We start from the raw sequence: 23,890 nt of genomic DNA, 5'->3' as shown, positions 1-23,890 counted from the left end.
GGCTGTCATTAGGAACTCCAAAAGTGGAAGTTCCTCGTGAGGTAACCATGAAAACATCAGTTCACCAGTGGTTATACGTGTGCGCTGCGCCACAGAAGGGGGAGTGGGTGATTCGGGGAAACATAACAACTGGGGTGTCGATGATCTGGCGTGAGCTGCAAAAATGGTGCTCTACTGATGAAATTATCTGGGGGTCCAGGGTCGACGTGCGGCGCCAGTTGGTTTTAGCGTGAAAACCGTCCAACTGACACCAACCCAAACAAGGAGCACCACAATGTTTCTCTTCCCAGACACCTCCGCAAACAACTACCTCTTCGGCGACGACGAAGCACTGTTCATCGAAGCGGACAACACTGATCGTATTGCCGACGACATGCTTGTCTAAGCCCCATATAGAGTGGGGGACATGAACGGGCATTTTGATCCAAGCCACATGCTGAGCTTCGACCTCGAAACCACAGGAGTCGATCCACAAACGGCAAAAATCGTCACCAGTGCCCTGGTGAGTATTCGTGGTAAAGAGCGCGATGACCTGGAAATGCTCGCAGATCCCGGGATCGAAATCCCGAAACAAGCCTCCGCCGTGCATGGCATCACCACGGAATACGCCAGAGAGCATGGCAAGCCGCACGATGAAGTGCTCGCCGAAACCATCCGCCGCATCCGCCAAGGGTGGGAGGGCGGGGCAACTCTCATCGTCTACAACGCGACATATGACCTCAGCGTCCTACGGGCACTCGAACCCTCCTTCACGGTAGATGGGCCGGTGTTTGATCCGTTTGTCGTCGATAAGGAAAAGAACAAGTTCCGTAAGGGCAAGCGCACGCTGGAGAATGTGTGCGCACACTACAACGTGCCTCTGGACAATGCGCACGAGGCCACGGCCGATGCCGTTGCGGCGGCTCGCGTGGCGTGGAAGCTCACCCGGGAATTTCCTGAGCTTGTGGAGATGACTTCGGACGAGCTGACGCTGGCGCAATCCACGTGGTACTACCAATCGCAAGTGGAGCTGCAGGCGTGGTTCGAAAAGCAGGGGAAAAATACATCTGTTAATAACAATTGGCCGATTGCGAGTTAACGCTCACTAAGCCACGTAGCTAAGATTGTCTTCCATGACAGGCGCAGACTACTTGAAGAGCATCGTGGCAGCTCCCGTGTATCGGGTCGCCAAGCACACGCCCCTGGAGAGCATGAATAGCTTGTCCATGCGGAGCGGCAACTCGGTGTTGATTAAGCGTGAAGACCTGCAGACCGTACACAGCTTCAAGATCCGCGGCGCGTTCAACCGGATGGCGCAGCTCAGCGAGTCCGAGAAGCAACGCGGGGTAGTAGCCGCATCGGCTGGCAATCACGCGCAGGGCGTGGCTTTGTCCGGCACCGAGCTGGGCATCCGGACCATTATCGTGATGCCGGTTACTACGCCGAGCATCAAGGTAGACGCGGTGCGCGGCTTCGGGGGAGAAGTGCTGCTGCACGGCAACAACTTCGACGAGGCCAAGGCCAAGGCCATGGAATTGTCCGAAACTGACGGCATGGTCTGGGTCGCTCCTTTCGACGACGAAGCCGTCATCGCTGGTCAGGGCACGATCGGCCTGGAGATCTTCCAGGACCGTTCGGATGTGGACCGCGTATTCGTCCCCGTTGGCGGCGGCGGGTTGGCCGCAGGCATCGCCGTGCTGCTCAAGCAACTGCGCCCCGAGATCCAAGTCATCGGCGTGGAGCCGGTGGAGTCCGCGTGCCTGAGCGCCGCCCTCGAGGCCGGACATCCCGTCCCGCTGGATCATGTGAGCCTGTTCGCCGAGGGCGTGGCCGTGCGCGAGATCGGTGCGGAGACGTTCCGGGTGTGCCAGGAGTTTCTGGACGACGTCATCACCGTCACCTCCGATGAGATCAGTGCCGCGATCAAGGATATTTTCGACGACACCCGCGCCATCGCCGAACCAGCCGGCGCAGTCGCACTGGCTGGCCTCAAGCGCTACGTGCACGAGCATGGCATCCAAGGCGAGACGCTCGCCGCAGTGCTCTCTGGCGCCAACATGAACTTCCACTCCCTGCGCTACGTCTCCGAGCGTGCGGAGATTGGCGAAGGAGGGGAGGGCATCTTCGGCGTGACCATCCCCGAGCGCGAAGGCGCGTTCTTGGAGTTCTGCCAAGTCCTGGGTGGACGCGCGGTCACGGAGTTCAGCTACCGCGTTGGTTCCCGCAATTCCGCGCGCATTTTCGTGGGCGTCCAGCTCAAGCAAGGCTCCCAGGAGCGCGAGGCCATCACGAGGGACTTGGAGGCCGCAGGTTACGGGGTAGTGGACCTCTCCACAGATGAGATGGCCAAGGAGCACGTTCGCTACATGATCGGTGGGCAGCCGCCGGTAGAGGTATCAGAAAACACGCTGAGCTTTGAGTTCCCAGAGCATCCCGGTGCTCTGCAGCACTTCCTGGAGATCCTCGGCACCCGATGGAATATCACGGCGTTCCACTACCGTAGCTTCGGCATGGACTACGGCCGTATCCTCGCCGCGTTTGAGAACGTGGAGAATGATCCCGAGTTCCAACATCACTTAGAGCAGCTGGGATACCACTTCAAGGATGTCACGGACTCCCCGGCGTACCGCTTCTTTATGCGCTAGTTGAAGAACGCGCCCACGATGGTGCTCAGCTGTTCCAGTCCCTCCAGTTCGGAGAGCAGGAAGTCCGGACCACCCGGGCGGCCGATGACCAGCAGCAGGTCCGTTCCCTTTATGGGGGTCGCGGCCAAGGATGAGTCCATGACCGTCCAGTTATCCGGGATCCATTCCTCGCGCTCTGGGTTGAGCACGCGGGTCTCGGTCACGGGGGCAGAATCCAACACCTTGCCGTTATCAGCTGGTGCCGCAGCGGAAGCCGCCACGCGGGTGGTGGTGGGCTCGCTGCGCAAAACAATCGCCCAGCCCGCAGTCATGGACTTAGGCAAACCGTCCATCATGATGTCCAGCGCTTGATTGACATCGTGGCGTCGGGAAGCAACGGCAGCAAGCATCTGCACCTGGCCGCGACGATCCACCGTTCCCGAATACGGACGGATGGAATCCACGTACACACCGGCGATTTCTTGGGAGGCCGTGATCAGTGCGTCCGGGAGATGCTGGCTGGGCAGCTGGACGATGATGTCATCGACAACCACGCCGTCAGCATCGTGCCCCACGATATCCACGCCAATAATATTCGCGCCCACGTTGCCCAAAGCGACAGCCAGCAGTCCCAGGGAACCGGGGGCATCGGGCATACGAACGCGCATGAGGTAAGACATGCGCCCGAGTTTAGCCATCTCCCAGACACCCCGTGAGACCGCACCCCAACCAAGTATCGCTAAACTAAAACGCATGTCTGAGATTTCGCGCGATGACGTAGCACACTTGGCCCGCCTAGCCCGCCTGAGCTTGAGCGATGCCGAACTAGAGGAATACGCCACCCAGATCGACGGAATCGTCGACCACGTGGCCGCCATTCGGGACGTGGACACTGCCGATGTGCAGCCACTGAGCCACCCCACGCAAAACGTGGACGGCGACGTATCCGTGATGCGTGACGACGTGGTGATCCCCTCGCTGACCGCCGAGCAGGCCCTGGACCAGGCGCCCGCCAGCGACCAGCAGCGTTTCCAAGTTCCCCAGATCCTCGCCGACTAACAGGAGATTCCATGTCTGCCCAAAACCAGTATGTCGTCGGCGCACAAGATAGCGCGGACTACACCACGTGGACTGCCGCTGACCTGGCGGAAAAGATCCACGCTCGCGAAATCAGCTCCGTCGAGGTAACCGAAGCGCACCTCAACCGCATTAGCGAGATCGACGGAGACATCAACGCTTTCCTGCACGTCGGTGCGGACGAGGCCATCGCCGCAGCGACCTCCGTGGACGAAGCCCTGGCGGCGAGGGAGACCCCTACTAGCCCGCTGGCCGGTGTGCCGCTTGCGCTGAAGGACGTCTTCACCACCACGGATGCGCCCACTACCTGTGGCTCCAAGATGCTTGAGGGCTACATAAGCCCTTATGACGCGACCGTCACCATGTCGCTGCGCGCCGCCGGAATTCCCATCCTGGGCAAGACCAACATGGACGAGTTCGCGATGGGTTCCTCCACGGAGAACTCCGCATACGGCTCCACCAAGAATCCTTATGACCTCGAGCGCACCCCAGGTGGCTCCGGCGGCGGTTCGTCCGCAGCGCTGGCCGCAGGTATGGCTCCGTTGGCTATCGGCACGGACACGGGCGGTTCCATCCGCCAGCCTGCCGCGCTGACCAACACCGTGGGTGTGAAGCCCACCTACGGCACAGTGTCCCGCTATGGCTTGGTTGCTTGCGCTTCCTCCCTGGATCAGGGTGGCCCCACCGCGCGCACGGTGCTGGACACCGCGCTGCTGCACTCTGTCATTGCAGGTCATGACCGTAACGATTCCACCTCCTCCCAGCGCCCCATCGCGGACGTGGTGGGTGCCGCTAAGGCTGGCGCCTCCGGCGACCTCAGCGGCGTGAAGCTGGGCGTGGTCAAGCAGTTCGAGCGCACCGAGGCAATGCAGCCAGGCGTGCTGGAGGCCTACCATGCCAACCTCAAACAGCTGGAGTCCCAAGGCGCGGAGCTGGTGGAGGTCGATTGCCCGAACTTCGACCACGCCATGAACGCCTACTACCTGATCCTGCCGTGTGAGGTCAGCTCTAACCTGGCCCGCTTCGACGGAATGCGTTACGGCCAGCGCGTAGGCGATGACGGAACGCACTCCGCCGACGAGGTCATGAGCCTCACCCGCGCCCAAGGCTTCGGCCCCGAGGTCAAGCGACGCATCATGCTGGGCACCTACGCTCTGTCCGTGGGCTACTACGATGCCTACTACCTGCAGGCACAGCGCGTGCGAAATCTCATCGCCCGCGATTTCCAGGAGGCCTTCAACAAGGTCGACGCCATCGTGGCACCGACCACCCCGTCCACCGCGTTCAAGCTCGGCGAGAAGATCGACGATCCTCTAGCGATGTACATGTTCGACTTGTTCACCCTGCCGCTAAACCTCGCTGGAGTATGCGGAATGTCCGTTCCTGGCGGCATGGCCAGCGATACCAACATGCCAACCGGCCTGCAGATCATGGGTCCGGCACACGGCGACGATCGTCTGTACCGCGTCGGTGCTGCGTTCGAGGCTGGTCGTGGACGATAAAGTCCAGGAATTCTGGACCTGGTGGAACGGCAGTGCAGCGGAACAGCTCGCGAAGATGTTTCGCGAGGAGATCCCGCAGGATGAGGCAGTGTTCGCCGAATTAACCGACCGCGTCCAGGCCATCGCCCCGGGGTTGACGTTCGAGTTTTCCTCCGGCGAGAGTTCCGAGTTTGAGCTCACGGTGACCTCCGAAGGCGTGGCCGAGTTCCGCGGCCCCGCGCGTCGATGGTTGGACGCCGCCCCCGCACCGGATGCCACGTGGGCATATTCCGATCTACGCCTGCCCAAGGATGACTGCGGCATCCTCATGGGCGATCTCGATGTAAAATCCAGCGACCTCCGCTTCACCATCGAACCCGGCCAATCGGTACTCAACATCGGCATGCATCACCCTGCATTCGAGCAGCTCAGCGAGGACACCCAACCGTCGCTAGCACAGCTGGGATTCGTACTGTTAGATAGCGTGCTCGGCGAGCGCAACGTGGAACTGTGGGTCGGACAGATCGACTGGATCCAGCACCCTGGTCCGGAGCTTCTTGTTTCCGACGCCAAGGCCGCCGTCGCCCAGCTGGAAGCCCGCTTCCCAGTAGAAGGCGAAGGCAACTGGGTGGTATTCGAGTCCCACCAGGGCGAAGAGCATTACGTGGCGCGCGTTCGCCCACCCTTGAAGCCGCTCGCAGATCCCCTCAAAGACATTCACGTTCGTGTTGAGGTTCCTTGCGTCGAAAATGAACTCGATGACCTCTACGAACTCGAAGATCGGCTCATGGAGGTTCAGGGGGCGCGGCTCGTGGCCGTGGAGACGTTGGCAGGGGTGCGCACGTTCCATCTCTACACCTCGGGTGAACACATCGAATCGCTTCACGGCCTGACGCAGGAGCACTCTGGCGAGGCCGTTGTAGATCCCGGCTGGGTGCGCGTTTCCCACTTACATTTTTAAGTAGCTACGCTGGCGGGCATGGACAATCACGCTCACGATTATCGAGGCGATGGCTGGGCAGTCATGGCAGATGGAACGCGCTTTTGGGGCGTGCTCGGAGCCGCCGGGCTTTTTTTGGTCTCGCCGGATGACTACGTGCTGGTGCAACTTCGCGCCGCATGGACCAACCGGGGCGGCACATGGGCTGTTCCCGGCGGAGCGCGAAACCCGGGGGAGAGCGCAGCAGAGGCAGCTTTGCGTGAAACGTGGGAGGAAACGTGTGTGGAATCCGGGCACGTGAAGATTCTCGGAGAGTGTGTGACTGCGGAGTTCCCGCTCTCGCACGTGCTGCGACGGGAGCCGTTGACGGAAAAGGCACTGTTGGAGCGTGTGGAATTGGGCGACGAGGTCTTCCACCCAGACCACGGCGGTCAGGGAATCATCGGACTGGGCAACCACGGCTGGTGGGAAATCAAAGATGAGAACTTCGCCGAAGAGTGGACTTACACCACAGTGATCGCGGAGTGCGATGAGCAGCTGGCGTTCACCGCGACCAGCGAGTCTTCGGATCTGGCGTGGTATCACATCGACAAGCTGGAGGAGCTGGATCTTCTTCCCGCGTTCAAGGACGCGCTGCCCACTCTGCGCCGGGAGCTGAAGCGGCTGAGTGCCAAGTGACGTATCCCGCTCTACCTTTGGCTTTGCCCCAGGCATGGCGTTGTGTCATCGCGCTGTGCATCGGCTTTTTCATGATCCTGCTGGATCAGACAATCGTCACGGTGGCCACGCCTGCGATTCAGAAAGACCTTGGAGCTGACTACGGGCAGATCGTATGGATCACATCGGTATACCTTCTGTGCTTTGCCGTTCCGCTACTGGTCACGGGACGTTTGGGGGACAGGTGGGGGCCGAAACGCCTCTACATCGCGGGCATGACGCTCTTCACGGTGGCTTCTCTGTGGTGCGGCCTAGCGGGCTCTATCGAACAACTCATAGCTGCTCGCGCGGTGCAGGGATTGGGCGCCTCATTGTTGAGCCCCCAGACGATGAGCGTGATCAATCGGGTGTTCCCGCGCGAGCGACGCGGTTCCGCGCTGGGTGTGTGGGGTGCGACTGCCGGTCTGTCCACCCTGCTCGGGCCCATTCTGGGTGGCGTGATCACCAGCGCGGCCAGTTGGCACTGGATCTTCTTCATCAACGTGCCCATCGGTGTGGTATCCGTGGTGATGGTGTACCTGTGGGTGCCGCGCTTTAAGCCTTCGGACAAGCCCATCGATGGGGTCTCGATTGGGCTATCGATCCTGGCGATGAGCGCGTTAATCTTTGCGATCCAAGAGGTGCAGCGGGCGTGGTGGATCTGGCTTCTGTTCCCCGTTGCTGCGGTGTGTGCCTTCTTTTTCATTCGACGCCAAGCTCGTGTCATCGGCAGAGATCCCTTGGTTCCACTGTCGCTATTTGAGCGGCGTTCGTTTACCTTCGGCAACGTGTCCATCTTCACGATGGGCTTTGCGATTGCCGGAATGATGATCCCCATCATGCTCTACGTACAACAGGTGCGCGGTTTGGATCCGCTGTACGCGGGATTGTTAATGACCCCAATGTCGGTGCTGAGCTTCCTGCTTAGCCCGTTGGTGGGGCGGGCGACTGACCGGATGAGTCCGCGGCCGTTGGCGATGACTGGTTTTGGCCTAATGGCCGTCGGCGTGGCGATGATCGCAGGAATGATTGCAGCGGGAATCGACGTGTGGTGGATTTTACTGGCCAACGTGGTCTTAGGCGTCGCAAGCCCGCTGATTTGGGCACCGAATTCCACCTCTACCTTGCGGGACTTGCCCGGCTCCTTGGCTGGTGCTGGCTCTGGTGTCTATAACTCCACGAGGCAGTTAGGTTCCGTGACGGGCGCTGCAGTCATCGGTTTGATTTTGCAACTGCCCATCGGAGATTCACCTGGAATAACCTTCGCCGTTTCGCTTGTGCCTGCCGTGATTCTGCTGGGTGTTGGCATGTGGGGCGCTACAGCGAGTCGAGAAATTCCTAAGAACAACCCGCCGGTGTGAGCAGTGGAGAAGTCCAGAATGCGGTCGTGATCAGGATTGTCAATGAACATGTTCCGAAGCATCCGCTCGATGCGGCCAAGGTTCTTGGTATAGCCGATGAAGTAGGTACCGAACTCCTTGTCGCCGATGGATCCGAACGGCATGTTCGGCCGCAGCGAATTCTGGATTCTCCGAACCATCCACGACACCCAGCAGGTCTCGCCCATCGAATAACTTAAGGCCGTGCGTCTCATCCACAACCTCTGCATGGCCTTCCAAGCGTTGGCTGATCAACGTTGCCAACTGGATACACATATCCAAGTGATTGGTTCGCAAGTGGGCTAGCAGGTCACCCAGCGTGGATACGGCGGCGTGTTCGGCGTCGGGAAAAAGACGGTCCCACAACCCACTACCGATTCCCACCACGCTCAAAAGATTGTCCGCAGGAGCGCGGAACTCTACGCTACGGGTGAGACCAGGCAGAGCGCGCTGGGGCGGGGCAGGCCTTTTGCGATGGTGTGGCGGGAGTATAACTCGCATACCCAGCGAAGGCAGAGGGTTGTCGCTAGACTGAGAAGTATGCGAATTGCGACCCTGACCAGTGGTGGAGATTGCCCCGGCCTCAATGCAGTGATCCGCGGCATCGTACGAACGGCAACTGGTTACGGTGCCAACGTGGTGGGGTTTGAAGACGGTTGGCAAGGGTTGCTGGAGGACCGTCGAGTGCAGTTGTACGACGATGACTACATCGACCGGATCCTCCGACGTGGCGGAACCATCCTCGGTACGGGTCGCCTGCACCCGGACAAATTCAAGGCCGGCATTGAGCAGATCAAGGCCAACCTGAAGGACGCGGAGATCGACGCGCTGATCCCCATCGGCGGCGAGGGCACACTCAAGGGGGCGAAGTTCTTAGCGGACAACGGCATCCCTGTGGTGGGGGTGCCGAAGACTATCGATAACGACGTCAACGGAACCGATTACACCTTTGGTTTCGACTCCGCTGTGGCGGTTGCCACGGATGCCATCGACCGTCTGCATACCACCGCAGAATCCCACGACCGCGTGATGATCGTGGAAGTCATGGGGCGGCACGTGGGATGGATCGCTCTGCACGCGGGCATGGCCTCCGGTGCGCACGACATTCTGATTCCCGAAGTGCCCTTCGATATCGACGACGTGTGCCGGAAGATGGCTCGCAGGTTCCAGCTGGGCGAGAAATACGGAATCATCGTGGTGGCTGAAGGCGCACTTCCTAAGGAAGGCACACTAGATGTGGCCGAACGCGAGGTGGACCAGTTCGGTCACGAGAAGTTCGAGGACATGAGCGGTCTGATCGCCCGCGAGATTGAAAACCGCCTGGATACCGAAGTGCGGTCCACCGTGCTGGGGCACGTGCAGCGCGGTGGCACGCCCACCGCATTCGACCGCGTTCTGGCGACTCGCTTTGCCGTCAATGCCACCAAGGCGTGTATTCGCGGGGACTTCAACAAGGTGGTCGCACTCAAGGGTCAACACATCGAGATGATTGGCTTTGACGAAGCAATCGGCTCGCTGAAGCAGGTGCCGATGAAGCGCTACGAGACAGCGCAGTCACTGTTTGGCTAAAAGTTACCGGCAGTTTACTCGCGGAATCCCGTGGGCCATTACCTGCGGCAACCGCGACGAAGATTCCAACGAAGATGCAGGTACCGGCGTGTACGAACGCCACATGGTAGATTTCGTTCGCCAGTACAAGCACAACCTGAACCCGGAAGCACCTGACAGGGAATACGGTCACTCTGATGCCCAACTGCTTGTGGGTTCCTCCAGGCATGGCAACCGTGCCGCGTTTGCCATATGGTTGCTAGATTCCGGCAACTACTTGCCCGGGCACGGGCTTCGCTCCATACGGGTTGCACGACGGCACGTGGCAGCAGAACACCTTGCGCGGGGCGCGCGTGTTCGAGCTCAACGAGAACTCGGAGCGCGTTTACGAGTCCCACCCGCGTGGACATGAACCCCAAGAAGCAGCCAGTGGATAGCCCTGCGGAACTTCCGGAGTACGTGAAGCTACCCTGAGTCTCATGACGTCTTCAGGTTCTACTCAGCCCAGTATCTTAAGTTCTCTTGGTTTTCCCATCCTGGTAATCATCGGGGGAGTAATTGGTTACTTGACGGGAGACGGGGCCGCATCCCTGAGCTCGTGGGTCACTCCGCTGCTGGGACTGATCATGTTTGGCATGGGGCTAACCATCAAACCTGGAGACTTCGTGGTGGTTGCCAAGCGTCCCTTGCCGGTGCTCATCGGCGTAGTGGCACAGTTTGTCATCATGCCGCTGGTGGCGGTTCTCGTGGTGTGGATGCTGAGTTTGCCTCCGGAGATCGCCGTGGGCGTGATTCTGGTGGGCTGCTGCCCAGGCGGAACCAGCTCGAACGTGGTGAGCTACTTGGCTAACGGCGACGTGGCGCTATCGGTAGCGATGACCACCGTGTCCACTCTTCTAGCACCCCTGCTGACACCTGCGCTGATGCTCATGTTGGCAGGGCAGTACATGGATGTATCCGTGCAGGCGATGGCACTGAGCATTCTGCAGGTGGTCCTCCTGCCGGTGGTTGCAGGGTTGGTGATCGCACGCTTTGCTCCGCGGGTAGTGGAACTGGTGGGGCCGGTATTGCCCTGGGTATCCGCGCTAGCTATCTCCACGATCGTGGCGATCGTGGTGGGCGGAAGTAAGAGCAACATCGTTACCGCGGGCGCGCTGGTGTTCGGTGCCGTGATTTTGCACAACGCGATTGGTTACCTGCTGGGATACCTGACTGGCGTTGCTACCAAACAGCCGATTCCGGCACGCCGCACCATGGCTGTGGAAGTGGGAATGCAGAACTCCGGGCTGGCGGCTTCCCTGGCCAGCTCGTACATCAATCCGCTGGCAGCCCTTCCCGGTGCCGTGTTCTCCGTATGGCACAACATCTCCGGCGCGATCCTCGCGGCCACGGTTCGCTATAGCGATATGCGCAAGTAACAGTTGGGCACTGCATTACAAGATGTAGCCGACGTATTAAGATGGCTTGCATGACTGCGCCTGTCTACGACTACTCCGATGACGTGATGGACTTCGACGAAGTGCTGGAGCGCTTCGACCCAGTAATGGGTATGGAGGTCCACGTTGAGCTCGCGACGAAGACCAAGATGTTTTCCACGTCTTCCGCCGAGTTTGGCGACGAGCCAAACACCAACGTGGACCCCTGCAGCCTGGGCCTTCCAGGCGCGCTGCCCGTGGTGAACAAGCAGGGCGTGGAGTGGGCTATCAAGATTGGCCTGGCTCTGAACTGCGATATCGCGCCGTTTTCTCGCTTCGCCCGCAAGAATTACTTCTACCCGGATCAGCCGAAGAACTACCAGATCAGCCAGTACGATGAGCCCATCGCTCACGACGGCTACCTAGACGTCACCCTCGAAGACGGCACCGAGTGGCGCATCGAGATCGAGCGCGCGCACATGGAGGAAGACACCGGCAAGCTCACCCACCTCGGTGGCGCCGGTGGCCGCATTCACGGCGCTACCGCGTCTCTGGTGGATTGCAACCGTGCTGGCGTGCCGTTGATCGAGATCGTCACCAAGCCCATCGAGGGTGCTGGGGAACGTGCCCCCGAGGTGGCCAAGGCGTACGTGTCCGCGCTGCGTGATTTGGTTAAGGCGCTGGGTGTTTCCGACGCCCGCATGGACCAAGGATCAATGCGCGTAGACTCCAACCTCTCCCTCCGGGAAAATGGCACCACCGAGTTCGGTACCCGTACTGAAACCAAGAACATCAACTCGTTGAAGTCTGTAGAGCAGGCTGTGCGTTTCGAGATGCAGCGCCAAGCCGCCTGCCTGGTTAATGATGTAGAGATCATCCAGGAGACCCGTCACTACCAAGAGACGGACGGAACCACCTCCAAGGGTCGCCCCAAGGAGACCATGGCGGATTACCGCTACTTCAACGATCCGGATCTGCCACCCGTGCTGGCTCCTGCAGAATGGGTAGAAGAAATTCGTTCTACTCTGCCCGAAATGCCATGGATTCGCCGTGCCCGAATCCAGAAGGAGTGGGGACTCAAGGATGAGGAGATGCGTGACCTTGTCAACGCTGGTGCGCTGGATCTCATCATCGAGACCGTAGAAGCTGGTGCGGCTCCCGGCGAAGCTCGTTCGTGGTGGGTTTCCTACCTGGCAGGCAAGGCCAACGAGGCAGGTGTAGAGCTCACGCAGCTGCAGATCACTCCTGCGCAGGTGGCTCTGGTAATCGCTCTGGTCAGCGAAGGAAAGCTGACCACCAAGCTCGCCCGTCAGGCGGTGGACGGAGTGATTGCCGGGGAGGGTGACGTCGATAAGGTCGTTGCTGAACGTGGACTGGAAGTTGTCCGCGACGACGGCGCCATCGAGGCGGCAGTTGACGAGGCCCTCGCCGCTAACCCAGACGTGGTGGAAAAGTACAAGGCCGGCAACACAAAGGTCACCGGCGCTATTGTGGGAGCGGTCATGAAGGCAACCCGCGGTAAGGCAGACCCAGCGCAGGTCAACCAGCTGATCGCCAAGAAACTGAGCTAGACGAAAGCGCCCTTCTCATCATCGGAGAAGCTCTCTTCTGACGGGTTAGGGCCAGGCGCGGTGCCGTTGGCACCCCAGGTCTCGCCCGGGAGTTCGGTGCGATCGTGCGCCGCATAGTAGCTCGCAGGATTCGGCCCCACGGGAACCACACCCGTGGGGTTGATGTCTGTGTGGACCAGGAAGTAGTGGTCCTTGATCTGCTGGAAATTGGTCGTATCGCCGAATCCAGGAGTCTGGAACAGGTCACGGAGGTATCCCCACAGGTTGGGCATCTCGGCGATCTTGTTCCGATTGCACTTGAAGTGGTTGTGGTAAACCATGTCGAAGCGAATCAGGGTGGGGTAGAGGAAAACGTCTGCCAAAGTGAGTTGGTTGCCCACGAGGTAACGACGATCGCTGAGGCGCTCCTCGAGCCAATCGAGGGATTCAAAGAGCTCGTTGAATGCCTTTTCGTAGGCCTCCTGGGAGCCTGCAAAGCCTGCCTTGTACACGCCGTTGTTGACAGTGTGGAAGACGCGATTGGCTACTTCGTCGATTTCCTCACGGAGTTCTTCTGGGTACAGGTTCGGGGCGCCTTCGCGGTGGAAATGAGTCCACTCAGTGCAGAAGTCCTTGACCATGGTGCGGAAATCATTAGTGACGACTGCCTGGGATTCGATCTCCACGAGCGCCGGAACCGTGATGCCCTTGGGGTAGTCCGGGTAGCGATTGAGGTACGCGCTGCGCAGCTGGCCCATCTTCAGGACGGGATCGATGCTGTTGGGGTAGAGGTCGAAGGTCCACGACTTCCAGTCGTGAGTGGGCCCGGTCAAACCCAGGCTGATGGATTGCTCGAGGCCGAGGAGCCTGCGAGTGATAATCGCGCGGTGGGCCCACGGGCAGGCTCGGGCGCCGATGAGACGGTACGTGTCCGCTGCAGGCTGTGCGCGGTCGTCGATGTAGTTCATGTCGCGGTCGTAGCTACCGCCGGTGGCAACGTAGGCCATGGGGGACTCCTTGTGGTTGAGGTGATGTAGTTCCAGCCTACGTAGGATTTAGTTGATACGTCAACCATTTGCGAGTTTCGACGCGCCGACCTTGCTTCCTGCCACTGTACAAATGTGGCACTTAGGCTAGGGGCGTGAATAATTCATCGAATTCCCGTGACAGCAATCCGAACTCGACGCAGGCGGACAGCGAATTTTTCGATGACGCCAACTCTGACATCGATGTCCCCGTCTACCGCCGTGACGCCGAGCGCGAGAAGAAGCCGGAGCCACGCGACCCGTACACCATGACCGGACGAGCCCGTCCCCAGCGCATCGAGGCGGCGAAGCCGGAACCTCAATCAGTGGAGGTAGCGCCAGCCGCTGAACCGGAGCCAGCGCCAGAACCAGTCATCCGTGAGGATCCGGCGTTCGCGGAGCCTGCGAAGGCCGTCCCGGTCAGTGCAACAGAGACCACGGGCGAAACTCCCGTGGTACCCGCTGCTGCTGCGGAGCCAGAGGTTGCCACCGACAAGCCCGTGCGGGAAAAGCGCGGCACCCTCGGCTTTGGTCTGCTGCTCCTGCGCCTCGTTGTGGGCGGCTTGCTGCTGGTCCAAGGCTTGCAGACGCTATTCGCATTCGGCGGCAACGGCGGCCTGAACGTTTTGGAACGTCACCTGACGGATCACTCCCATGCGGATCTGTTGGCCGTGGGACTCTCCGCGGGTGCGGTGGTTGCCGGCGGACTATTGATCCTCGGCCTCCTGACCCCGTTTGGTGCCGCGATCGGGGCCGTGGTTGCCGGTTTCTTCGCCCTGCACTTCCTCCGCAAGTGGGACGGTGGCTACTGGCCATCCGCTCTCGATACAGAAGTACAGATGTGGGCGATCCTCGCTGCGGTCGCCGTGGCTATCCTATTCACCGGCCCTGGGCGAATCTCCTTTGATCGCTCCCGTGGATGGGCCACTCGACCACTGGCATCCGCTTGGCTTTTTGCCATCATCGCCGGCGGCGCGCTGGCTGCGCTGTGGTTCCTAACCGCTTAGTTAACTTCGCGGACTGCGCCGCGATCAGCAGACGTAGCCATAGATGCGTAGGCGCGCAGAGCCTTGGTCACCGTGCGCTGGCGAGTGGTAGGAGACCACGGCTTGTCGCGAGACTCCATCTCTTCCTTTCGACGCGCGATTTCCTCGTCAGAGACCTGCAGCTCCAAGCGGCGCTCGTGGATGTCGATCAGGATCGGATCGCCGTCCTGAACCAGACCGATGAGTCCGCCGTGAGCAGCCTCGGGGGAGATGTGGCCCACGGAGATTCCCGAGGAGCCTCCTGAGAAGCGACCATCGGTGATCAGCGCACACTTCTTGCCCAGGCCAGCGCCCTTCAAGAAAGCGGTGGGGTGCAGCATCTCCTGCATGCCCGGGCCACCGGCGGGACCTTCGTAGCGCACAACCACCACGTGGCCAGGCTGAACCTTTTTGTCCAGGATCACGCGTACTGCTTCTTCTTGAGATTCCACGACCAACGCGGTTCCCTCGAAGTGCCACACCGATGGATCCACGCCAGCGGACTTAATCACAGCGCCGTTTTCCGCGAGGTTGCCGCGGAGGATGACCAAGCCGCCGTCGGACGTAAAAGCATGTTCGACGTCACGAATGACACCTTCAGCTGCATCCGTGTCCAAAGACGACCAGCGGTTGCTAGTGGAGAATGGCTCAGTAGTGCGCACACCACCTGGCGCGGCGTGGAAGAGCTCGATGGCTTCCTCGGACGCCTCACCGGAACGGATGTCCCAGTTCAGCAGCCATTCCTTCAGCGTGTTGGAGTGCACGCTGTGCACACCCTCGTTGAGCTTTCCGCCCCGGTAGAGCTCGCCCAAGATGGCGGGGATGCCACCACCGCGGTGCACGTCTTCCATGTGGTAATCGGAGTTCGGGGAGACCTTGGACAAGCATGGAACACGCTTGGACAGATCGTCGATGTCCTGCAGGTTGAAGCCCACTTCACCCTCTTCGGCAGCGGCCAAGATGTGCAGCACGGTATTGGTGGAACCGCCCATGGCCATGTCCAGAGCCATGGCGTTCTCGAAGGCCTCGCGCGTGGCGATGTTGCGAGGCAACACGGAGGAATCGCCCTCGCCGTAGTAGCGCTTACACAGATCCACGATGGTGGTTCCGGCCTTACGGAAAAGCTCCTTGCGGGCCACCTGAGTTGCCAGAGTAGAACCATTGCCCGGCAGGGAAAGCCCCAGAGCCTCGGTGAGACAGTTCATGGAGTTTGCCGTGAACATACCGGAACAGGAACCGCAGGTAGGACAAGCGGCGGATTCCACATCTAACAGTCCTTGCGCATCCACCTTGTCCGATGCAGAAGCAGAGATGGCGGTGATCAGGTCAGTGGGAGCCTGCACCACACCATCAACAGCCACGGCTTTGCCGGCCTCCATCGGTCCGCCAGAGACGAACACCACGGGGATGTTCAAGCGCATTGCGGCATTGAGCATACCCGGGGTGATCTTGTCGCAGTTGGAGATGCACACCAGTGCGTCCGCGGCATGACCGTTGACCATGTACTCCACGGCGTCGGAAATGACCTCACGAGAAGGCAGGGAGTACAGCATGCCCGCGTGACCCATGGCGATGCCGTCATCCACGGCGATGGTGTTGAATTCGCGTGCCACGCCACCGGCTTCAGTGATGGCCTCTGCCACGATGTCGCCAACGTCCTTGAGGTGCACGTGACCCGGCACGAACTGCGTGTACGAGTTCGCGATGGCGATGATGGGCTTGTTGTCGAAGTCCGCGTCGGTCATGCCCGTGGCGCGCCACAGTGCGCGTGCGCCTGCAGCGTTACGGCCCTGGGTGGTTACAGCGGATCTCAATGGGATTGCGTTCATCGTTTTAGTCACTCTTCTCTACTTCGGCGCGACGCTGAGCTTCGTATTCAGCGTATTCGTCCTTGTCCATCAGCACTGCGTGGCCATCCTTGTGGACAACCTGCACCTTGCGATCTGCGGCTTCTCGTCCCGGGGTCACCGGATCGGGAATTCGGCCGTCAGATGCCACGCTGAGGGTGATCAGCGAATTAAAGGTTACTCCCGGGAGCCAGAATCGGGTGTCGTCGGCTCCGTCTTCGTGAGTAACCGCGTAGGCCTTACCTGCCTTATTAAACTGCACACCGGAAAATTTATTCCAGCTCATCTTCCGGTTCTTGCGCAGGGCGTAGCGGGTAGCGATGCCCTGAGGCCCCACCGTGGTTCGCACGTAAAAAGTCCACGCCAGGAAGATCAGCGGTAGCAGTGGAACCCAGAAGAACCAAGAGAACTTGAATCCCGCAAAGATCAGACACAGCACCACCATGAAAGCCACGCCGAGCAAATGCTCGCGGCTCGGGGAGAGGTACACCGTGTCGCCACGCCACTTCACTCCAGGCCCTGCAGTAGGTGGAGTGCTTCTTTTTGCCTTTGCGCTCATGGTTGCTATTTAAACAGGTTGGTCTGTGGTTGTTGAATCAGGTGCTATTGCGAGGGCTGGGTGTTGTCCGCCGTCGATTGCTCTTGGGTGGACGAGTCAGGCTGTTGCTGGCTCGATTCGCTCTGAGGCGTCTGTTCATAGGTCTGTTGGTTAGTTGTGTCCGTTGGTTGCTCGGTGTACTGAGGTTGTTCCTCGGTCGGCGTCTCCATTACCTCAGACTCAGTAGCAGAAGGGGTGGTCTCGGAAATCTCCGTGGTTTCCTCTGTGGACTGCCAGCGAGCTGGGTTGAGCAGGCCTGCCTGGCCGCCTTCTGGATTCGACGCCGCCAGTGCCAGCCCGCCCACGAAGATCAGCGCAATGAACAGCAGGGTAGTAGACACGCGAGTGCGACCACCGATGCTCAAGAAGTTTTTGAGCTTCGTGTCGTAATCATGGCGCTCGAAGGCTGCCTCGTCGAGGGAATCGCCGAAGTCTTCCTCGCCAACAATAATGTCGCCGCGCTCGTCACGTCGCCGACCGGGACGCTGCGGATCGAACGTGTGATTTGACGGGGAGCCTGGGCCATCGTCCTTAGGCTCAGAACCGCTTGCCTGCTCAGTAAGGGCAGCGTTCTCGTCTCGGTTGGCGGAGACGGAATCGGCGGGGGTGGTGGCGTCGGAAAAAGAAGAAGGACCGAACGCGGGCGCATGCTGCATACGCTCCCAGAACTCATTGGCCACCGCGGCACGAATAGCACGCTCCACGGCCCACTGGCGCGCAGGATTGACGTCAGCCGTGATACGGAACTGCACCGACCACGGCTGACCGGCGGTCGCGGGCTGAACCAAGCTCATGGCAGGCAAAACGTCCAGCTGATCGGTGACATCCTTGGCGACCTCAGGATCGCGGACGGCATGCTGAGCGGCCTGCTCCACGCCGCGGGTGAGCTCGGCCATGGACTCGCCGTGCTTCATTGGAATTTCGATGTCCACAACAGCACGGGACCACTCCTGAGAGAAGTTAGTGATCACGCCGGTGGTGCCGTTAGGGACGTTGACCATCTCGCCGGACGGGGTGCGCAAGCGGGTGGCGCGGAGGGTGATCGCTACCACCGTGCCCTCGACGGGATTGCTGGGTCCATCGAAGCTGACGTAATCTCCCAAACCGAACTGGCGTTCCGAGATGATGAAGAAACCAGCCAGGAAGTCACCAATAACGTTCTGCGCGCCGAAACCAATGGCAGCAGAAACCACAGTGGCGGGCAATGCCGCGCCCATGGCGGGAACGCCCAAGTTAGTGAGGCCGACCATGACGATGAAGAAGAAGGCAACAGCTTCTACCACGTAAACCAGCGCGCCAATCAGCGCCAGGCGGGTCTTGGTTGCCTCTTCGCCCTTGGAGAGCTGGCGCTCGGCCATGCGCATCGCCAAGCGTCCCAAGCGTGGGATGAGGATCGCTGTAAGCACGAGAGCAGTGAGGGGAATGCCGTGGTGGATTAACCATCCCCAGACCTCGTAGAGGAAAAACTTCACATTCATGCGCTCCACCGTAATGAAAAATTTCAGTGAGTCACACTCTTGGAATGAGCTTGGCAAACGCTGAATTTCACGGTGTTAAGTGGTCACCTAGTGGGATAGTGACGTTCATAGTTTGGGAAAGTTGTGCTCAGTGACTTGCATGACACAGCACCGCTAGTTATGATGACAACCATGATGAGCAACCTAGTTATTCGCGTACTCGTAGGCTGAGGGGCGCAACCCTCACTCGAGATCCTCGAATACACACCGCGCCCTCGGTACCGACTCGCTCGGTTACTCGGGGGCTTTTTGATTGCCGTCCTCTTCGACAAAGACCATTGACCCAAGGAGCGAATGACACGTGACTGACACATCACGCTCGCAACCCACACCAGCCATCCTGGCGAACAACTCTCGCGGCAAGCGACCCGAGCGCATTAACGGCGCAGAAGCTGTTGTCCGCTCCCTCGAAGAGCTGGGCACAGACGTTGTCTTTGGTCTGCCTGGCGGCGCAGTGTTGCCACTGTACGAGGCGCTCTACTCCTCCGAAAAGCTCAATCACATCCTGGTCCGTCACGAGCAGGGTGCAGGCCATGCAGCAACGGGCTTTGCGCAGGCGACCGGTCGCGTTGGTGTGTGTATCGCCACCTCCGGACCTGGTGCCACGAACCTGGTCACCCCCATTGCCGACGCCAACATGGACTCCGTTCCACTGGTGGCCATCACCGGCCAGGTAGGCCAGCACATGCTCGGTACGGATGCCTTCCAGGAGGCTGATATCCGTGGCGTGACTATGCCCATCACCAAGCACAACTTCATGGTGACCCATCCTGATGACATTCCTGCAGCCATCGCGGAGGCCTTCCATGTGGCATCCACGGGCCGTCCCGGCGCCGTGCTGGTGGACATCCCCAAGGATGTGCAGAACGCTGAGCTGGACTTTGTCTGGCCGCCGAAGTACGAACTGCCTGGCTACCGTCCGGTCACCACTCCGCACTCGCGGCAGATCGATGAAGCCGTGCATCTGATCAATAGCGCCAAGAAGCCAGTGCTGTACGTCGGCGGTGGCGTGGTCAAGGCTGAGGCTCACCGTGAGTTGATGGCTTTCGCTGAGGCCTACGACATCCCCGTGGTCACCACTTTGATGGCTTTGGGAACCTTCCCGGACTCCCACCCACTGCACATGGGCATGCCCGGTATGCACGGAACCGTGCCTGCCGTGGCCGCGCTGCAGCGCTCTGACCTGCTGATCACCATCGGCGCTCGCTTCGACGACCGCGTGACTGGTCATCTGGGCAGCTTCGCTCCGAACGCACAGGTTATTCACGCGGACATCGACCCCGCGGAAATCGGCAAGGTGCGCGAAGTGCAGGTGCCGATCGTGGGCGACGCTCGCGAGGTACTGCAGGCGCTCAGCGACGCGATGAAGTCCAACAAGCTGGAGGGGCCGGACACTACGGGCTGGCTGAAGTACTTGGGCAAGCTGGTCGAGGACTTCCCACGCGGCTACAGCGAGCAGCCTAATGAGAAGCTGGCGCCACAGTTCGTCATCGAGACGCTGTCTCGCGTGATTGGACCAGAGGCCATCTACGTGGCTGGCGTGGGTCAGCACCAGATGTGGGCGGCGCAGTTCGTGGACTACGAAAACCCCCGGACCTGGCTGAACTCCGGTGGGCTGGGAACCATGGGCTACGCGGTGCCCGCCGCCATGGGTGCGAAGGCCGGAAAGCCAGAGACCAGCGTGTGGGCCATCGACGGCGACGGCTGCTTCCAGATGACCAACCAGGAACTGGTGACCTGTGCGGTGGAGAAGCTGCCGATCAAGGTCGCTCTGATCAACAACGGCAACCTGGGCATGGTGCGCCAGTGGCAGACGCTGTTCTACGACGAGCACTACTCTCACACCAACTTGAAGCCCGGCGAGAACTACCTGCCAGACTTCCTGATGCTGGCGGAGGCCATGGGCTGTGCCGCATTCCGCGTGACCCGCAAGGAAGACGTGGAGCCGACCATCCGCAAGGCCGAAGCGATCAATGACCGTCCCGTGGTGATCGACTTTATCGTGGGTGAGGACGCGCAGGTTTGGCCAATGGTTGCCGCTGGTACCTCAAACAATGAGATCCAGTACGCGATGAATCTACGTCCACTGTTCGATGATGAATCCTCGGCAGGGGAGGATCCTGCGGAGATTCATGGCGTCGTCAAAGAAGAGATGGAAGAAGATCTCCAGGACCAGATCGCAGAGCGCACCGACAACGAGGAGAAGAACTAATGTCTCAAGTCCATACACTGTCCATCCTGTGTGAAGACGTAGACGGCATCATCTCCCGTATCTCGGGGATGTTTACGCGTCGCGCGTTCTCGATCCTGTCCATCAGCTCAGGCCGAACTGAGGTAGAGGGCGTCAATCGAATCACGATCGTATTAGAGGGTGAAGACCAGGTGATCGAGCAGATTACCAAGCAGCTGAACAAGCTGATCCCCGTGCTCAAGGTCTCCCGTCAGGATCCGGACACTACGGTGGCCCGCGGGCTACTGATGGTGAAGGTTTCCGCCGATGCCACGAACCGTACGCAGGTGGTCGAATCCGCCAAGCTGTTCCGCGCGCACGTCGTGGACGTGGGTGCTGAATCCGTGATCATCGAGGCCACAGGATCTCCGTCTAAGCTGCAGGCTTTGCTGGACATCCTGGAGCCATTCGGTATCCGTGAGCTGGTGGAATCCTCGATCACGGCGATGAGCCGCGGACCGAAGGCTATGTACCCAGCGAAGCTCTAGTTTTGGCGGATGGAGTGAGGTTCACTATATGGACACCCCATCCCATCAACTGAAACGCGCGGCTGGTATAAAAGAAGATATTGACGGCTGATTCATTCACGAACAGCTCGTTCCCAACGAAAGGAACTATTCCCATGGCAATTGACGTGTTGTACGACGACGATGCAGACGTGTCCATCATCCAGGGTCGCAAGGTCGCTGTTATTGGCTACGGCTCCCAGGGACACGCACACTCCCAGAACCTGCGCGATTCCGGCGTGGATGTAGTCATCGGCCTGCGCGAAGGCTCCAAGTCCCGCGCCAAGGCTGAAGAAGCTGGCTTCAAGGTGATGAATAACGCCGAGGCATCCGAGTGGGCAGATGTCATCATGCTGCTGGCTCCTGATACCTCCCAGGCGTCCATCTTCGAAAACGACATTCAGCCCAACCTGAAGGACGGCGACGCGCTGTTCTTCGGACACGGCCTGAACATCCACTTCGACCTGATCAAGCCAGCGGATAACATCACCATTGGCATGGTTGCTCCAAAGGGTCCAGGCCACCTGGTGCGTCGCCAGTTCGTCGATGGCAAGGGCGTTCCCTGCCTGATCGCCATCGACCAGGATCCAAAGGGCGAGGGCAAGGACCTGGCACTGGCTTACGCTGCTGCCATTGGTGGAGCTCGCGCCGGCGTGATCCCTACCACCTTCGAAGCGGAGACCGTGACCGACCTGTTTGGTGAGCAGGCTGTGCTTTGTGGCGGGACCGAGGAGCTGGTCAAGACAGGCTTCGAGGTACTGGTTGAGGCTGGCTACGAGCCAGAGATGGCATATTTCGAGTGCCTGCACGAGCTGAAGCTGATCGTGGACCTCATGTTCGAGGGCGGCATCGCCAACATGAACTACTCCGTGTCTGACACCGCCGAGTTCGGTGGCTACCTCTCTGGCCCACGCGTGATCGACGCGGACACCAAGAAGCGTATGAAAGACATCCTGACCGATATTCAGGACGGCACCTTCACCAAACGCTTGGTTGCCAACGTTGAGGGTGGCAACAAGGAGCTCGAGGATCTGCGTGCTTCCTACAACGACCACCAGATTGAGACTACCGGCAAGAAGCTGCGCGATCTCATGAGCTGGGTTAAGGTCGACGCCCGCGCTGAGACTGCCTAAGTTTTTCCTCAGTCGGTTCGCTTAAGCGCCGTTCACCGTTTCTGGTGGGCGGCGCTTTTTGCTTGTTTGTTTGAGGGGGATTCACAATTCTTCCCCAACTCAAATCGTGCCCATGCAAAACCCCAAGACAATGTTGCAGATGGGATTGGCGCGGAGCAGTTGGGGAAAAATTGTGAAAGTCGGTAGGCCGGCAACCGCTAATGAAAACGATTATCCGTAAGGTGTAGAGTTGCTCGCATGTCACACGAACATGCATCAACTCCCGTCACCGTTATCTCTGGGTTCCTCGGCTCCGGCAAGACAACCCTGCTCAATGATTTGCTTGCAGACCGCGAAGGCCGGCGCATCGCGGTCATCGTCAACGATTTCTCCGAGGTCAACATCGATGCCTCGCTTATCGCGGGGGAGGGGCACCTCGAAAGGGGAGAAGATCGCTTCGTTGAATTAACCAACGGCTGCATCTGCTGCACGTTGCGAGAAGATCTCATCGAGTCCGTGGGAAAGCTCGCCAAGTCCGGGAAATATGACCACATCGTGATCGAATCCACCGGCATCTCCGAGCCCATGCCCGTGGCTGCCACGTTTGAGTGGCAGTGGGAAGGCGGAACCAGGCTGGCGGATGTCGCGCCCATCGATACGATGGTCACCCTCGTGGATGCCTCCCAGTTCCTGCAGCTTATAGGCCAAAAGCAGCTGCTGCGCGAAGCAGACATGGAAGCCACACCAGAAGATGAACGCACCATCGCAGACCTGCTGGTAGACCAGATTGAATTCGCAGACAAGATCTATATCACCAAGCCAGATCTGACCACCCCTGGCCGCTACAAAGCCACTGAGGCGCTGATCAAGAAGATGAATCCGCGAGCTGGCGTCGAGAAAATGACCGAAGGAAAGGTCAACGGGCGCAGCGTCATCGAGAACATCCTCGGCGCGCACCTCTACGACGAAGACACGGCACGCGCCTACGAGGGCTACCTCGACGAACTCGCCAACCCGCACACGCCGGAGACGGAAGAATACGGCATCAGCTCAGTAGTTTTCCGTGGCGATCGGCCATTCGACCGCGGCCGCCTGCTAGAAGCCCTTCGCGGAACGGCGGGACTCATCCAAGTGTGGCACCAAGCTGGACCCGATTTGCGCATCCAACCAGCTGGTTCGTGGGGCAGTGCCGGCCTCACGCCAGCCAACGAGGTGGTGCTCATCGGCGTGAACTTTGATGCCGCCGCGGCGATAGCCAGGTTCCAGGACGCAATGCTGAATGATTATGAAGTAACAGCTATGCTGTAATGCGTCGCACGCCACACTTGGACGGCGTGGTCC

At 59.8% G+C, this 23,890-nt stretch carries 20 protein-coding genes and 2 pseudogenes; 15 read left to right on the top strand and 7 right to left on the bottom strand.

What is annotated here, in order from left to right:
* Positions 1–406: 406 nt before the first annotated feature.
* Both CS919_RS00660 and ilvA read left to right on the top strand, forming a co-directional pair.
* Positions 407–1,078: a 3'-5' exonuclease gene (locus tag CS919_RS00660; RefSeq protein ID WP_099297249.1), complete on the top strand. Its 672-nt coding sequence runs from the start codon at positions 407–409 to the stop codon at positions 1,076–1,078.
* Positions 1,079–1,112: 34 nt separating this feature from the next.
* Entirely contained in the window at positions 1,113–2,624 is a 1,512-nt protein-coding gene (gene ilvA / locus CS919_RS00655; RefSeq protein WP_099297247.1) for a threonine ammonia-lyase, biosynthetic, read from the top strand.
* On the opposite strand, the gene CS919_RS00650 is transcribed toward ilvA, so the two are convergent.
* A complete protein-coding gene (locus CS919_RS00650; protein ID WP_099297246.1) occupies positions 2,621–3,283 on the bottom strand; it encodes an ACT domain-containing protein in 663 nt (220 codons plus the stop codon). The genes ilvA and CS919_RS00650 overlap by 4 nt on opposite strands.
* A 73-nt stretch (positions 3,284–3,356) precedes the next feature.
* Here CS919_RS00650 and gatC point away from each other — a divergent pair, with 73 nt between their 5' ends.
* From gatC to CS919_RS00625, 5 genes are read left to right on the top strand one after another with little or no spacing between them, the layout of a single operon-like run.
* On the top strand, positions 3,357–3,662 hold the full coding sequence (gene gatC / locus CS919_RS00645; protein WP_099297245.1) for an Asp-tRNA(Asn)/Glu-tRNA(Gln) amidotransferase subunit GatC: 306 nt from the start codon (positions 3,357–3,359) through the stop codon (positions 3,660–3,662).
* 11 nt (positions 3,663–3,673) lie between these two features.
* On the top strand, positions 3,674–5,182 hold the full coding sequence (gene gatA, locus CS919_RS00640) for an Asp-tRNA(Asn)/Glu-tRNA(Gln) amidotransferase subunit GatA (protein WP_099297243.1): 1,509 nt from the start codon (positions 3,674–3,676) through the stop codon (positions 5,180–5,182).
* Positions 5,172–6,122, top strand: a complete 951-nt coding sequence (locus CS919_RS00635) for a hypothetical protein (RefSeq protein WP_099297242.1) — start codon at positions 5,172–5,174, stop codon at positions 6,120–6,122. The genes gatA and CS919_RS00635 overlap by 11 nt, the downstream gene beginning before the upstream one ends.
* Before the next feature lie 18 nt (positions 6,123–6,140).
* Positions 6,141–6,779, top strand: a complete 639-nt coding sequence (locus CS919_RS00630) for an NUDIX domain-containing protein (RefSeq protein ID WP_099297241.1) — start codon at positions 6,141–6,143, stop codon at positions 6,777–6,779.
* A gap of 17 nt (positions 6,780–6,796) precedes the next feature.
* The gene (locus tag CS919_RS00625) at positions 6,797–8,158 is read left to right on the top strand and encodes a DHA2 family efflux MFS transporter permease subunit (protein WP_234990731.1); all 1,362 of its coding nucleotides are present in this window, start codon (positions 6,797–6,799) and stop codon (positions 8,156–8,158) included.
* Between the two features lie 32 nt (positions 8,159–8,190).
* Here CS919_RS00625 and CS919_RS10795 read toward each other — a convergent pair.
* Together CS919_RS10795 and CS919_RS10790 are read right to left on the bottom strand one after the other, a co-directional pair.
* A pseudogene (locus tag CS919_RS10795) lies at positions 8,191–8,301 on the bottom strand (Dyp-type peroxidase); the annotation flags it as partial.
* A gap of 130 nt (positions 8,302–8,431) precedes the next feature.
* Positions 8,432–8,677, bottom strand: a pseudogene (locus tag CS919_RS10790) (Dyp-type peroxidase domain-containing protein); the annotation flags it as partial.
* A gap of 39 nt (positions 8,678–8,716) precedes the next feature.
* Between CS919_RS10790 and CS919_RS00615 the strand changes: the two are divergent.
* The 3 genes from CS919_RS00615 to gatB all read left to right on the top strand — a co-directional run bounded on the left by CS919_RS00615 (position 8,717) and on the right by gatB (position 12,710).
* Entirely contained in the window at positions 8,717–9,745 is a 1,029-nt protein-coding gene (locus CS919_RS00615) for an ATP-dependent 6-phosphofructokinase (RefSeq protein WP_099297240.1), read from the top strand.
* Positions 9,746–10,203: 458 nt separating this feature from the next.
* Complete coding sequence (locus CS919_RS00605) at positions 10,204–11,142, top strand: bile acid:sodium symporter family protein (protein ID WP_099297238.1); 939 nt, start codon at positions 10,204–10,206, stop codon at positions 11,140–11,142.
* Positions 11,143–11,192: 50 nt separating this feature from the next.
* Positions 11,193–12,710: an Asp-tRNA(Asn)/Glu-tRNA(Gln) amidotransferase subunit GatB gene (gene gatB / locus CS919_RS00600; RefSeq protein ID WP_194187525.1), complete on the top strand. Its 1,518-nt coding sequence runs from the start codon at positions 11,193–11,195 to the stop codon at positions 12,708–12,710.
* Here gatB and CS919_RS00595 read toward each other — a convergent pair.
* Entirely contained in the window at positions 12,707–13,696 is a 990-nt protein-coding gene (locus tag CS919_RS00595) for a glutathione S-transferase family protein (protein WP_099297236.1), read from the bottom strand. The two genes, gatB and CS919_RS00595, sit on opposite strands and share 4 nt — an antisense overlap.
* A gap of 134 nt (positions 13,697–13,830) precedes the next feature.
* Here CS919_RS00595 and CS919_RS00590 point away from each other — a divergent pair, with 134 nt between their 5' ends.
* Complete coding sequence (locus tag CS919_RS00590) at positions 13,831–14,721, top strand: DoxX family membrane protein (RefSeq protein WP_099297234.1); 891 nt, start codon at positions 13,831–13,833, stop codon at positions 14,719–14,721.
* Here the strand turns inward: CS919_RS00590 and ilvD are convergent.
* From ilvD to CS919_RS00575, 3 genes are read right to left on the bottom strand one after another with little or no spacing between them, the layout of a single operon-like run.
* Positions 14,718–16,568: a dihydroxy-acid dehydratase gene (ilvD, locus tag CS919_RS00585; protein WP_099297233.1), complete on the bottom strand. Its 1,851-nt coding sequence runs from the start codon at positions 16,566–16,568 to the stop codon at positions 14,718–14,720. The two genes, CS919_RS00590 and ilvD, sit on opposite strands and share 4 nt — an antisense overlap.
* A 4-nt stretch (positions 16,569–16,572) precedes the next feature.
* Positions 16,573–17,145, bottom strand: coding sequence for a PH domain-containing protein (locus CS919_RS00580; protein ID WP_099297231.1), 573 nt, complete (start codon positions 17,143–17,145; stop codon positions 16,573–16,575).
* Between the two features lie 44 nt (positions 17,146–17,189).
* Positions 17,190–18,662 carry a mechanosensitive ion channel family protein gene (locus tag CS919_RS00575; protein WP_099297230.1) on the bottom strand — a complete coding sequence of 491 codons (1,473 nt, stop codon included), beginning with the start codon at positions 18,660–18,662 and terminating at the stop codon, positions 17,190–17,192.
* A 340-nt stretch (positions 18,663–19,002) separates the two neighbouring features.
* Here CS919_RS00575 and CS919_RS00570 point away from each other — a divergent pair, with 340 nt between their 5' ends.
* From CS919_RS00570 to CS919_RS00555, 4 genes are all read left to right on the top strand, one after another.
* Positions 19,003–20,913: an acetolactate synthase large subunit gene (locus CS919_RS00570; protein WP_099297229.1), complete on the top strand. Its 1,911-nt coding sequence runs from the start codon at positions 19,003–19,005 to the stop codon at positions 20,911–20,913.
* Entirely contained in the window at positions 20,913–21,419 is a 507-nt protein-coding gene (ilvN, locus tag CS919_RS00565; RefSeq protein ID WP_099297227.1) for an acetolactate synthase small subunit, read from the top strand. Before CS919_RS00570 ends, ilvN begins: the two co-directional genes overlap by 1 nt.
* Before the next feature lie 134 nt (positions 21,420–21,553).
* Entirely contained in the window at positions 21,554–22,570 is a 1,017-nt protein-coding gene (gene ilvC / locus CS919_RS00560; RefSeq protein ID WP_099297226.1) for a ketol-acid reductoisomerase, read from the top strand.
* A 237-nt stretch (positions 22,571–22,807) separates the two neighbouring features.
* Positions 22,808–23,857, top strand: coding sequence for a GTP-binding protein (locus CS919_RS00555; RefSeq protein WP_099297225.1), 1,050 nt, complete (start codon positions 22,808–22,810; stop codon positions 23,855–23,857).
* Positions 23,858–23,890: the final 33 nt, after the last annotated feature.

It is taken from the genome of Corynebacterium dentalis, assembly GCF_900232865.1.
Taxonomy (GTDB): Bacteria; Actinomycetota; Actinomycetes; order Mycobacteriales; family Mycobacteriaceae; genus Corynebacterium; species Corynebacterium dentalis.
This window is presented reverse-complemented; position numbering and strand designations above follow the sequence as displayed.